Origin of the sequence: Parachlamydia sp. AcF125, from assembly GCF_018342475.1 — a bacterium.
GTDB lineage: Bacteria > Chlamydiota > Chlamydiia > Chlamydiales > Parachlamydiaceae > Parachlamydia.
In genome coordinates this window covers 652,969-666,020 of the sequence record NZ_JAEMUD010000001.1, presented here as the reverse complement: position 1 = coordinate 666,020, position 13,052 = coordinate 652,969, and the positions used below count along the sequence as shown (strand labels likewise).

The 13,052-nt window shown below is 41.1% G+C and carries 10 protein-coding genes; 4 read left to right on the top strand and 6 right to left on the bottom strand.

The genetic code is table 11. The annotated features are described in order from the left end of the window. Positions 1 to 2: 2 nt before the first annotated feature. The 6 genes from PARA125_RS02725 to PARA125_RS02700 all read right to left on the bottom strand — a co-directional run bounded on the left by PARA125_RS02725 (position 3) and on the right by PARA125_RS02700 (position 9,298). The gene (locus tag PARA125_RS02725; protein ID WP_249274139.1) at positions 3 to 2,954 is read right to left on the bottom strand and encodes a hypothetical protein; all 2,952 of its coding nucleotides are present in this window, start codon (positions 2,952 to 2,954) and stop codon (positions 3 to 5) included. Positions 2,955 to 2,965: 11 nt separating this feature from the next. Then, positions 2,966 to 4,012 carry a polysaccharide biosynthesis/export family protein gene (locus PARA125_RS02720; RefSeq protein WP_213157179.1) on the bottom strand — a complete coding sequence of 349 codons (1,047 nt, stop codon included), beginning with the start codon at positions 4,010 to 4,012 and terminating at the stop codon, positions 2,966 to 2,968. 180 nt (positions 4,013 to 4,192) lie between these two features. Then, positions 4,193 to 5,578 carry an NFACT RNA binding domain-containing protein gene (locus PARA125_RS02715; protein ID WP_213157178.1) on the bottom strand — a complete coding sequence of 462 codons (1,386 nt, stop codon included), beginning with the start codon at positions 5,576 to 5,578 and terminating at the stop codon, positions 4,193 to 4,195. Then, positions 5,568 to 6,734, bottom strand: coding sequence for a methionine adenosyltransferase (gene metK / locus PARA125_RS02710; RefSeq protein WP_213157177.1), 1,167 nt, complete (start codon positions 6,732 to 6,734; stop codon positions 5,568 to 5,570). Before metK ends, PARA125_RS02715 begins: the two co-directional genes overlap by 11 nt. A gap of 276 nt (positions 6,735 to 7,010) precedes the next feature. Further along, a complete protein-coding gene (locus PARA125_RS02705; RefSeq protein WP_213157176.1) occupies positions 7,011 to 8,549 on the bottom strand; it encodes an NTP/NDP exchange transporter in 1,539 nt (512 codons plus the stop codon). A 221-nt stretch (positions 8,550 to 8,770) separates the two neighbouring features. Then, complete coding sequence (locus tag PARA125_RS02700) at positions 8,771 to 9,298, bottom strand: hypothetical protein (protein WP_213157175.1); 528 nt, start codon at positions 9,296 to 9,298, stop codon at positions 8,771 to 8,773. Between the two features lie 777 nt (positions 9,299 to 10,075). Here PARA125_RS02700 and PARA125_RS02695 point away from each other — a divergent pair. Genes PARA125_RS02695 through PARA125_RS02680 form a run of 4 tightly spaced genes read left to right on the top strand, consistent with a single transcriptional unit; the run spans position 10,076 to position 13,050 of the window. Further along, entirely contained in the window at positions 10,076 to 10,933 is an 858-nt protein-coding gene (locus tag PARA125_RS02695; protein WP_213157174.1) for an Mrp/NBP35 family ATP-binding protein, read from the top strand. Continuing rightward, positions 10,930 to 11,247, top strand: a complete 318-nt coding sequence (locus PARA125_RS02690; protein ID WP_213157173.1) for a DUF971 domain-containing protein — start codon at positions 10,930 to 10,932, stop codon at positions 11,245 to 11,247. The genes PARA125_RS02695 and PARA125_RS02690 overlap by 4 nt, the downstream gene beginning before the upstream one ends. Beyond that, positions 11,244 to 12,275: a metal ABC transporter solute-binding protein, Zn/Mn family gene (locus PARA125_RS02685; RefSeq protein ID WP_213157172.1), complete on the top strand. Its 1,032-nt coding sequence runs from the start codon at positions 11,244 to 11,246 to the stop codon at positions 12,273 to 12,275. The genes PARA125_RS02690 and PARA125_RS02685 overlap by 4 nt, the downstream gene beginning before the upstream one ends. Continuing rightward, positions 12,259 to 13,050, top strand: coding sequence for a metal ABC transporter ATP-binding protein (locus tag PARA125_RS02680; protein ID WP_213157171.1), 792 nt, complete (start codon positions 12,259 to 12,261; stop codon positions 13,048 to 13,050). Before PARA125_RS02685 ends, PARA125_RS02680 begins: the two co-directional genes overlap by 17 nt. The last annotated feature ends 2 nt before the right edge of the window (positions 13,051 to 13,052 follow it).

Sequence of the window (13,052 nt, the reverse complement as noted above, 5' to 3'; positions counted from 1 at the left end):
TTTTAGGAAAAGATGAAAGCGCGTCTAATAGCCGGCCCATTCTCAGAAAGAGATGCACAGCATTCTTTCAAGTCATCCAGGGATTCGTGCGTGACGCTAATGATAGCATTCGAGTAATGCCCAAGCAGCAATTTGGCATCTCCACTATTTACAGAAGAATGGCTCACCACAAAAATCCCGTCATAGTTGGGCAAAAGAGAGGCAAGGTATTGATTAAACTGCGACGAAGCCAACAATTCTGCCTCGTAACGAGAGGTAGCGCCTGCCGGTATCGCATCAAAAGAGGGGCATTGGATAATAGAAGGGACTTTTTGGCCCGTTTCGAGATAGGGAATTAAGCCACTATCCTCTCGAGAACTTTCTGCCATTTGTGTTAGAGGAAGAATTAAAATCTTCGATCCTGTTTTAGAAAGTAGCGTGGCTAAACTGCGACAATATTCCGCTCCTTTGCCTTCCAATAATAGGGTCACTTTTCCTTTTGATAGGCATTCTTTACCTGAATGAATAAAAGCAGCTGCTTTTCTCAATGTATCCTTATCTTGTTCGCTGATTAAGCTATTATCCCAGTCTTGAAAAGAGGTAGACAGGCGCCCTAAAACTAAAAAACCCGAGGCTGTAAGGTTTTCTTCACTTGCTGGGATTCCCTCCAAGATCGCTTCGATAACCACTTTTCCTGCGGCCAAGAATGTTCCAAAAACGGCTCCCAGCAGAGTAAACAATAGCAATTTTGGCGAGCGAGGGTGCAAAGGGGGCTCTGCAAAATCTAAAGGGGCTGATTGAATAATTTCTAAGTTGCTCGCAGTATTTTTGGTTTCCACTAGGCGTGTTAGCTCTTCCACCATGGCCTGATTAGAAGCCATTTGCAAATTCACCAGCTTTTCTGCAATCCAGCGGGAGGGCAATTGCTGAAGTTGATATTGTAAGTCTTTCAATTGCTCTTGCACCGCCTCTTTTTCTTCTTTAAGATTATCTAAGCGGCTCTGAAGGAAATTCCCTAAATTTGTTTCTAGGACGGAGATTTTTTGCTGGCTTAACTCTAAGATCACATTTTGCAGGGCACAGATTTTATTTGTGAGAAGCTCAATTTGCAAGCGGGTGAGTTGTTGCGTTTGGTTTAAGTGAGCTTTTAAGAATTGCTTTTGCAAATCTAACTCTTCTCTAAGGCGCGCTTGTTCTTTTGCGCTGCGATTTGCCTGGTCTTGCAAGGATAGGGCAAGAGTCCCTGCTCGGTCGATCATTTGGCGGCTGACAGAATCTGTTAAAACCGAGCTTAAGGAACTGATTTCGAAAGTTTCGTCCTCTAACTGAGCAATAATAAAATCTCTTTGTTTTAAAAGCGTTTCTGCTTGGCTTACCTCTGTACTTAGCTGTACATAGAGCGAGTTCGCTGTCGGTAAGCTAATCCCCTGAAACTGTTTTTGAGGAAGTTGCTGCCTGGCGATCCTTTCACTTAGAGTATTTTCAAGGACTTCAAAATAATGGGTTAACTGATGGAGATAAGCAAGGTAGTTTGCCTTACAAGAGAGGAATTCTTTCTTTCGCGGAACCCTTTCTTCTAAAGAACAGGTGGCAAAATTGCGATAAGCTTCTTCCAGCTTAGCATTCCACAGATTAACAAAATAGTCTGAATGATCTAAATGTTTGACTTGGATCCCTTGAATATCATCTCCTTCCAAGCATGCCAAGATCTGTTTGGCTTCATCCATATACTTTTGGGCTTGTTCATGTTCTTGGATCTGCTTGGCAAAAAGATTTCTATGGTCTCGATCTTGATAGGGAGAGTGGCGGCGCACGACTAAATTAAGCCCATCGCACTCTTGCTTAAGGGTTCTGATTTCAGCTAACATCGCATTGATCACTTGAGGGTCACTTGAACCTTGCCGATCGAGGAAAACAATATTTCCATTTTGGGCTCTTTCTAACCGTTCTATTTCCAAATTAATATCTAGCAATTTTTGCCTATGTTTTTGTAAAGCTTCAGCAAGAAAACGAATTCCCTCTTCTGTATTGGTAAAGCCTGTATTGGCCACATCAGAGGATACACGGTCCGCGAAATTTTGCATCATGTCATGCAACCCCGCTCGCATCATTTCCCGCCTATTTTCCAAATAATTAATCTGTTCTTGGGAAACACGTTGGTGCTCTTTTTTTAATAAAGCTTGATAAAAAGCCATGATCGTATTTAAATGCTTGCACCCCTCTTGCCGGTTTGGCCAAAAATAGGTCAGTTTTAAAATATTTCTATTTTGCGTATCAGATTCTACGTTTAGCCTTGAGAATAAGTCTTTCACCACATGTCGAATAGCTCTGAACGTTAAGGTGTATTCTTGGCCTGTCAAAGGAGCACTATTTCCTCTTTCTAAAACTACCTGGAAGTCCTTAGTGGTAAAGGGAATGCCTAAAACACCTTCTCCAAGTAAATGAGCATGGTTTTCGGAGATTTGATACGTGTTTTCTGTTAAGAAACGGATAGAAAGAATCAGAGGAATTTCCCCTTCATATTCAACTTGGGTCACTTTTAAATTTTCTTGGAAATCTTTAACGGCGGGCACTAAGCGATTGCGCAGATAGGAGTATTCGGTGCGGAGATTGTTTTTCATCCGTTTAAACAGGGGGAAAGTCCACCCTTCTTGACGCAAATCAGCCTGTATCCCGTGTATCCTAATCACATCTTGAAGCAAACGATTTGATTTCATGACCACCAAAGCTTCACTTTTACTTGTTTCTCCCCCACTTAAAAGCGAAGAAAATACCTGATTGCTTAACCCGGGATCTTTGGCTCCTTTTTCTTTAAAAGTCGCTTCGATGATAAATTCAATAGGCTGAATAATCGCATAGGTAAATCCCAAACAGGCACAGGCTAATGCCCAATAAAAAAGCCGTTTTTTAGCTTTTTTAATTGCCGTCCAAAAATCTGAAAACGTGACTAAAAAAATCTCTTCATTCCGATCCATATACCCGAGCCTTAATCTGTTGTTAAGCGATAAACGCCATAAGCTGCTTGCACTCCCTGGAAACTGGGAAGGAGTTGGTTGATAAAGCGGTTCCAAGAAGTAATTGGTTTTTCGGAGACATATACCGTATCTCCTGGCATGAGAAGTAAGCTGTTATTTGGAAGGTGGATAATATGTTCCCAAGCTAATACATAGATTTTGGGGCAAGGAATATTTCCTCTAATAACCTGAATGCGCCGCCTATCCCCTGTATAAGGAATTCCTCTTGCGGCTACTAGCGCTTCCCGCAAAGACATAAAGCCGTACGGCAAACTCACAGCAGTAGGTAAGCCGACTTCGCCCATAAGCATAACGGTAGCATCTGAAGGGCTTGCAATGAAAATTTTATCGCCTCCCCTCATCACAATGTTTTGACTCATGTCGCCTCCATTCATTAATTTATATAGATCGACAGGCAAGGGCTGGCCGTTTCTCAAAACATAGCTCATGTATAAATTCGCTTGCGGAGGGGGGGCTGCTTTTGAAAGAACCTCAAATAATCGAATTTTTCCATCGACAGGAACCGCCGGAACTTTCACAAGGCCAGCTAATTCCACTTTCCTTAACAACCGATCCTTATAACCAATGAAAACTTCCACATCTTGGATATGTTCGCTCAAGCGAGCTTGTACTTCCAGACGAGCTTCTTCCAAGGTCAGTCCTTCAACATAGATGGATTCAATGTCTGGAAGCTCGAGCTTACCTTGATAAATTCTAAACCCCCCTACTTTTTCATTAATGAATTGAAAAGATTCCATTAAATCTTTTCGCTTGGGATGGTAAACCACCACGTTTAATACATCATCTTCGGCAATGGTATCTTGATATTCTTCCATGGCTTCAGAAGGAATACCACCTGTTTCTATCCCTTCCATTTCTAGAATGCCAAATTTTCCTTCCCGAATTTTATAGGAATCGGTCACAAATTCATCTGCACCCACAATCGCGTAATCGCAAAAAGGGCGCGTACATCCTGAAGCCACACAAATTAATAATGCAAAAAACACAAGCGATTTCATCTTTAGTTCCTTTTCAAACGCGACTCAGCCAGTTGTTCTTCTCGTAAAGAGAGAGGATCATGAAAAGTTGAAGAATAAGATTTGGCTAAATGTAATCCATCATATTTACCTTATTACTTCTTAAATCTAAAGGTTTTTATAAATTCGAAGCATGCGATAATCGCTTCAAAATGACCGGAGCTAGTTGATTTTGCGCTTCTTAATTTTTTGAAAGCGTTCGACATCAAAGCTTTCGTAAAAGATTTCATAGAAAGACACGTGCACTTGTCCTAACCTTTTGCGCCCGAAGCGGGATATATGCTTACATTGAGTCAAAATAATCTCTGTTTTTCCTTGATTTTTTGCTCTGCTATAAGCCAGAGCGAGTTGCAAACCATCCTTTAAGGTTTCGCTATCGGGCCGTTGCCCTTTAGGAACCGGGATGACAACATGTGCTCCCGGAAAATCTCGCGCATGAAGCCACCAATCTGATCCACGCGCATACGAAAAAGTTAAACTTTCATTTTGCTTAGCGCCTTTCCCCACCCAAATTTTCAAGCCTGTTTCCGATTGGTACTCAAAAAATGGAAGGGAAACTGGTTGTTTTTGTTGCTCGCCATGGTGATAAAGCTTCCATTTTTCACGTATCTCTTGCAGTTCCTGCTCCGTCGAAACGTTTTCAGCCAGACTAAGCCTCTGCTCCCAACCTTTAATGTCTGCTGATGCTTGATTGAGGAGTGCTTGGCAACGCTCTACTCCCCGCTTCATTTTTTTAGCTTTTTGAAACAGCTGGGCAATATGAACGGACGGTTCTTGATGTTCGTCAAACTTTAAAGTGTGTAGCTGCCCTTCATGAAACCAGTCTTCAACTTGTAGGCAAACCACCCCTTTTTTGATACGAAATAAATTGGCTTGAATCAGTTCTCCTTCTTGCTGAAAACTTTCCCACTTCGTCAAATATTGCAATTCTTGGGTATGTTTTTGGATGTATCTCTCCCCCCTTCTTATTTTTTCTTTGATCTCTCGGCATAAAGCCTGTTTTTCTTTCTGGAAAGCGGCCACTTTCTCCAAATGACAATAGCGATTTTCAATCTCTTTACTTAAAAGATTTTCTTCATTTTGAGTTGTCAAAGCATTTGGATGGTGGGTAGGTAAGGAATAAATAGCCGCTTGAGTAGGATTTAGAGCCACCAATATATTATTTTGAGAATCTGTTAAAAATAGATTTGGACGCTTGGAGAAAAATTCCCCAATTAATTGAAAGCATTGCTTCTCTTTTTGAAAAGTCAGGTGCAAAATGCGATCATGATTGAGCTGTTCAATTTTTACAAGACAGCTCTCTTTCAAATAAAAATAAAGTTTTCTAGGCAGCTCGGCGTGGTTCGCCCGCCATTTTTGAAAAGTTAAATGAAAACGCAGGAAGGGTTCTTGAAAACACAGCAATAAGTTTAAGATCGATCCCTTGTTCGTTTTACAAACAATCAAAATTTTTCTTTGTTCTGCTTGAATGCAGTCTAAAACTTGGGCACCCTGAAGACACTGCAATTCTACTACTAGAGGCGCCATCTCTATCCGATTAAGGGACATGCTTTTCTATTGCCTTCTGCAAAGCCTGGACTTGATCCGTTTTTTCCCAGGTGAATTCAGGATCTTCCCGCCCAAAATGTCCGCTAAAGGCAGTCTTTTTATAAATAGGACGGCGAAGATCCAACATTTCGATCAACCCATGGGGAGTCAACGGAAAAACGGCGCGCACGGCTTGTTCAAGCTGTTCGCTACTATACTTTGAAGTTCCAAAGGTTTGAATATGCAAAGCCGTTGGCCGAGATACCCCTATGGCATAAGAAAGCTGAATTTCGCAACGCCTGGCTAAATTGGCCTTCACGAGATTTTTGGCAATATACCGAGCCATATAACAAGCCGAACGGTCGATTTTGGTGGGATCCTTGCCTGAGAATGCGCCCCCTCCATGACGAGCCATCCCTCCATACGTATCGACGATAATTTTTCTTCCTGTTAATCCTGTATCCACTACAGGCCCTCCTAATACAAAGCGTCCAGTGGGATTAATAAAGAAAAGCGTATTGCTATCCATGAGTTGCGGAGGGACTATTCGGCGCGCAAGACACCTCATATCATCATAGATGGTTTGGTTATCTACATCGGCAGAATGCTGCGTAGAAATGACCACATTGTGCACGCGTAATGGGCAACCGTATTCATTATATTCCACCGTTACCTGTACTTTCCCATCGGGACGTAAGTAAGGGAGTTCTTTAGAAACTCTAAGGCGATATAACTCTCGCACAAACGCGTGCGCAAGAGCTATGGGCCACGGCATTAGCTGGGGTGTTTCATCAGAAGCATATCCAAATACTGAGCCCTGATCTCCTGCCCCCATTTCATTTAGCGCTTCTTCTTGAATACCAAGCGCTATATCGGGGGATTGCGTATGTAAAGAAGCCAAAATGCCACATGAACGAAAATCAAATCCTAAAAAGCCTTCTTGATATCCGATTTCTTGAATGGTGCGCCGTACAACATCTTGGTAATTCACATTTGCTGTCGTCGTTATCTCCCCTACCAGCATGACCAGCCCCGCAGTCACAAGCGTTTCACAGGCAACCCGAGAGAAAGGATCTTTCTCTAGGCATGCATCTAAGATAGCGTCCGAAATTTGATCGGCAATTTTGTCAGGATGTCCCATAGCGACAGATTCTGACGTGAATAAATAATTTCCCATTAAGATCCTGTATGCCATGCTAATGGCTATAAAGTTGCTTCAAAGAAACTATAAAAAAAGCCCAGCTATTAATTCAATGAGAGAAATGGACGTTTAAGAAATAAGGGAGGATGGTCCTTGTTTGTTATATTTCTTTCGAGACAGCTTCAGAATGGCATTCTTTTTATGCAAGGTACTGCATAAAAGATCAAAAAGCTAAAATATCAGATCAAAAAAAAACCAGCTATAAGCACATTTATAGCTGGTTCATTCACTCTTTCCTTCAAAAGAGATTCTTTATTTCACGCCTGCTACAGGCGGGACTGCTGGCTTTGGTGCAGTTTCTCCCGCAGATGTAAGAGCCACAAATTGCTTATTCAGCGAGCGCACTGCCATTATCCATACAACAATCACGCCAATTGTGGCAATCGCGACGTAAGGAGTAATTGCGCTGATTGTTCCAAAGAGTACAAGGAGTCCTTGTTGGATGAATGAGCCACCCGATTTTCCAAGGCGAGCTCCTACCACGTCAATGGCTGCTTTTCCTTTAACTTTTGACTCTTGGTCGAGAGGGATGTATGCCATCTCTTTGGTCGGATCAAATAGAGAATACTTGGTAGATTTACTCATAATATTCTGAATCATTCCAATGACTACAGCAAGCATCAGCGGAGTTGTGCCCAACATAGCCACATAGCCTTGTAATAAGTCTCGGAAGATAACGAAGGAGAAGAATCCAAGCGCTGTAATCAGCAATACAACAGGCGTTGCCATCGCTGCAAATCCCCATCCTTTCTTACGGATAATGTATCCACCCACGAACATCATAATGATGGTGGTAGCACCAGTAAAGGTAGAGAAAGCTCCCATAAAGGTACTGTATTCATTGGGATTAGGATATTGCAATTTAAGCTGGTTTTTCCAGGTTACTTCAACGAGGTTAATGGAAATTCCGTAGCAGATAACTAAGATGGCGATGCAAAGAATGTATTTAGATTTACCCAAAAAGACGAAGCTTTCCATGATAGACATTTTAGGCTTGGATTTCTTAGGTTGTTTTATATCATTTGGATCGTAGTAACGAGGATCTGTTAGCACGTTACGCTGCATCCACCAATAAACAGTAATCACACAAATGCCTGCGATAACCACAGCTCCCATCAAGTAGTTAAGGGAAACTTGCCATGCATCCACATCAGGGGGAAGGTGTTTTCGAATGTCAGAAAAATACATAATGGTAGGGCCCGAAGCGAGCAATGCGACGTTTGCACCTAATCCAAGCAAAGTGTAAAAACGTTTCGCTTCCGCCACTTTCATGATGTCGTTTGCAAACCCCCAGAACATCAAGGAAAGAACGGCGCTTCCCCATAATTCGGAAAGAATGTAAAAGAGAGAATATGTCCAATTGCGATAACAAGCAACTAACCCTGCTAAACCTGCAGGTAGGAAAGATTGAATGTACTCTGCAGAAGTCGTAGGATGTAAAAGTTCTCTATTGGGGTAAAGCAGTGTGGTAAATAAGGCAAAGAAAACAATAAAGGGAGTAATGGTGACATAAAAAAGGTTTTCCTTGCTAAGAATGTTGCTCAATTTGGCATAAATTAGCATGAAAACAACAGCAGCAGGCACCACGCCCCAAACTTTCAAGAAAGGGATTGCTTCTGCTCCAGAAGAAGTCACAATTAAAGTATCCTTCGTATCCCTTAAAATGGTATAATTAAAAGAAATACAAAAAAACATTAAAAACATGGGCAAGAGTTTCTTCAACTCATAATTATGCACAGGCCAAAAAAATGAGCGCGCCGGCCCAAACTCTGGCTTGGATTCATTTGTCATAAAACCAACCTCAAATTAGTTCATATTTTTTCAATTCTAGCCATTATCTACAAAACGCAAGACCGTTTTATATGATAAGCTTATTCTTTAAATTTAAGAATTTAAACTCTTTCGATTAAAAAGGCAAGAAAAATGTTGGAAAAGCAAAGCTCTAAAAAGACGAAAGCACTCCTAACATAAGAGTGCTTTCGTAAATCAATTGAAAAATCTATTCAATTTTTTTAAACCAAAGTTGGCGAAGGAAGAATTGCATTCATTGGGTTGTGTTGGCTAGTGATACTTTCCACATACAAATTCCACAGTTCCGCATCAATTTTCCCATGACGAATCGAAGCAATTAATTCTCTTTTAATAGTACGAAGATCTTTTTTAGGAGTTAATTTTCTAACCATATCTTTATCGCCGGCCAAACGAGCCATGTTTAGCATGCGTTCAATATCTTGCTTAGAAAACTGGAATTGATCTCGTCGTTTTCTAGAACCTCTAGCAGCTCTTGGTTTAGGAGTTACAAGAGTAGGTGCTTCGGGATCGATAATGTATTTTTGAATTAAATCAGCCAATTCAATAGGATCTTCTGCTTTCAATTTTCGCATGGTAAAATGGTGAATGTAACCTCCTGTATCAACAGGCAAATACCGACAAATGTCGTTTTCCTTTTCTCCCGCTATTTTTCTAACAGCTGCGTGAATTAACGCTTCTATCTGCTTCGTGTCGACTTTTACTTTTTCTCTCTCTAATGTTTGGGTCATCTCTACCTTCCTTATTGTTAATCAAGTCAATTAATACCTAAAATCAAGCGCTAGGGCTTTCAGTTTTCCATCTGAAAAACTGAGTAATTATAAAAAATAAAAATAAAAAGAAAGTTTTTACTGATCGAATTTTAGAGAAATTTTCGCCTTAAATAATCTTGTTCGACAATTTTTTGGCAACTTCTCATTCAACTCTTTTCGCAAATTCTAATAAAACTTACGCCCTGAGTATCTAAAGGCCCCTCTTATGCGCTATTCTTTCTCTAGGTAAATAAGGCTTAGATCACAAACAGGAAGGGGTTTTTTTCTATACTCAAATTAGTAAATTAGGAACTTAAAGATTTGTATGATTTTTATGCAACAAAAATTCAAGGAAAACTTAGAAATAATTCAATTGTCCGAGTAAGAACAGTTTTCAAACTTTAACGATTTTTTCCATTAACCCTATTTTGCCAACATTTCCCCCCATTTTACGCCATTTTTCTTAAATTAAGGTTTGAAAGGTTTTTTAACCCCAAAGAGAGATTAAACTTTTGTTTGCAAAAATATTTATTGCAGACCTTCCTCTTACTTTTATGCGAAAAAAGGCTTTGTACGTTTGCCTTAATTAAAATAGACTGTTTGTTCCTCCGTGCGTAAATTTTTCAAAGCTTTTTTTGGTGTAAAGCAAGAGTTGAAAAAGCTCCCTTAATATCTTTTGATAGGAAAGGATAAATCAGATAAAATCCCATTTTCTAGCTTAATTTAATTTATTTTGCTTTTCACCAAGGATTGACCATGCCTATCCCCATGTTTGATAATGTTCCAATGCCTTCAAGTCCTTCTATCCAGCATGTGATTGCCATTGCTGCAGGGAAAGGGGGCGTTGGTAAATCTACCTTGGCAGTTAATCTCGCCCTAGCTTTGAAAAAGCTTGGATATAAAGCCGGAATTTTAGATGCAGATATTTACGGTCCTTCTATCCGCAAAATGCTTCCTGAAGATCGCCTGCCAACCCAACAAGAAAGAGAGATCACCCCGGCCCTTTGTCAAGGAATTCAGATGATTTCGATGGCATATTTTAGGCCTGAAAATGAAGCAGCTGTCGTCAGAGCGCCCATCGCCAATCAGGTGATTTCGCAATTCCTCCAAAGCGTGAGCTGGGGACAGCTTGATTATCTTCTGATTGATTTTCCTCCCGGAACAGGGGATATTCAATTAACCCTGAGCCAGCAGGCAAATTTAACAGGAGCGGTAGTGATTACGACTCCTCAAGAAATCTCATTACTAGATGTTCGAAAAGCCGTGCATATGTTTAATCAAGTTAAAATCCCCTTGATTGGAATTATCGAAAACATGAGTTATTATGAAGACCCCTACTCCCAAGAAAAGCGGTTTATTTTTGGGGAGGGTGGAGGCAAGAAGTTAGCGCTGGAAATTGGAGCACCTCTTTTAGGGTCCATTCCTCTTCACCCCGAAATTTGTCGAAGTGGCGATGAGGGCTCTTCCCTTTTTTCCAAAACTCCTCTTTCCTCTAGCGCCCAAGCTTTTCAACATGCAGCTAGCCAGCTTGTCGATCACGTGGAGGCCCTAAAAGAGAACACAAAAAAAGGGCTTTCTCATTTTGAACTAAACTGGAAGGAGATGGCTACATGACAAAGGCACCGGCTTTGTATATTTGTTCGATTCAACAAAAAGATAATTATACCTTTACAATCGAATGGAATGATGGACGCTTAATGGATTATCGTTTAGCGGATCTTCAACGCCTGTGTCCGTGCGCAGGGTGTTGGGATGAAGGCAATCAAAAGCGGATTAATCACGCGCAGACTACTCCCGATCATTTGAGTGCAATTAAAATCACAAGCGTAGGAAGGTATGCGCTTCACATTCACTTTTCCTCGGGTTGCTCAAATGGCATTTATTCCTATGATTTTCTCCACGCACTTCCACTAAGGACCCATCCATGAAACGATTTAGCCTTTGGGCATTTTTTCTCAGTTTAATCTTGTGGGGATGTGCTTCAGAAAAAAATTCAAAACATCTTTCCACTTCGCAAGAAAGGAAAATTCCTGTCTTATCCACTACAGCCATGATTAACGATTTAGTCAAAAAAATCGGTGAAAGCTATATTGAAGATCGTATTTTGATTCCTGGAGAACTTGATCCCCATTCTTATCAGCTTGTTAAAGGGGATGACGAAAAACTCACTTCCGCGAAAATTATTTTTTATAATGGCTTAGAACTTGAGCATGGCCCTAGCCTAAAACAATACCTACAAAAAAGCCCGAAGGCGATCTCATTAGGCAATAAAATCTTAAGCCAAAACCCGCATACCATTTTACAAGAAAACGGCCAATTTGATCCGCATATCTGGATGGACATGTCCCTTTGGGCCCAAACAGTTCCGTTTATTGCTGAAAAGCTTTCAGAGATTGACCCTGAACATGCTAAAATTTACCAGGAACGCGCAGAAACGCTTTACAAAACTCTATTGGAAATCCACCAAGAAATCCGTGATGAAATGCAGCAAATCCCTGGCCCCAAACGTTTTTTGGTGACAAGCCATGATGCCTTTAATTACTTTGCAAGGGCCTACCTAGCCGAGGAAGAGGAACTCTCTTCGCAAAAATGGAAAAGCCGCTTTGCAGCTCCCGAAGGGCTGGCCCCTGATAGCCAACTTAGTGCGTTCGATATCCAAAATGTGATTGATCACTTAAAAAACTATCACATCCATGTTCTTTTTCCAGAATCAAACGTCAGCAAAGATTCGATTCGCAAAATTATCTATGCAGGTAAAGAGCATGGCCTGAATCTGATTATGGCCCAAGTGCCCTTGTATGGAGATGCCATGGGCCCTCCAGGGTCTTCCGGAGATACATACGTGAAAATGATTCAGCATAATGCGCGGACGATTAAGCATTATCTGCTTACCTATCCAGATACACCCAAATATTCTGTTCATATACAAGAGTCTTGCCATGCCAAAATCCCGTGATATTAACCTTCCCAATGCCTTAGAAGCTTCCCAACTAACCGTCAATTATGATAAGACGCCGGTTCTTTGGGATATTTCTTTAAAGGTGCCGAAAGGCCAATTAGTGGGCATCATCGGACCAAATGGGGCAGGCAAAACAACATTCCTTAAGGCTTGTTTAGGCCTTTTAAAACCCTTATCTGGGAAGATTTCTTTTTTAGGAGAGCCTTTAGGCAAAGTTCGCTTAAAAGTCGCCTATGTGCCTCAAAAAGAAACGGTAGATTGGGATTTTCCTATTACTGTCAAAGAATTAGTCCTCATGGGACGCTACGGAGCCCTAGGTTTGTGCCATAAACCCACCGAAGCTGATAAAGCATCCGCTGATCGCCATCTTGGCACTTTAGGGATGTCTATTTTTGCTGATCGTCAAATCAACCAGCTTTCAGGTGGGCAAAAGCAAAGAGTCTTTCTTGCAAGAGCCCTTATACAAGATGCCGATGTGTATCTCATGGATGAACCTTTCACCGGTATTGACATTGCAACTGAAAAAGTCATTATAGATCTTTTACAGCAGCTAAAAAAACAGGGAAAAACTGTTTTTGTTGTCCATCACGACTTAAACACAGTCCGCAATTACTTTGACTGGGTAATCTTGTTAAATATGCGGCTCGTTGCAGCCGGACCTACTGAAGAAGTCTTCACGCCTGAAAACCTTCACGCCGCTTACGGTAAAAGCTACGCGTTATTTGATGAAGCCTTGAAAATCTCTCAACAAAAAACCTCTGGGATGTCTTAAAA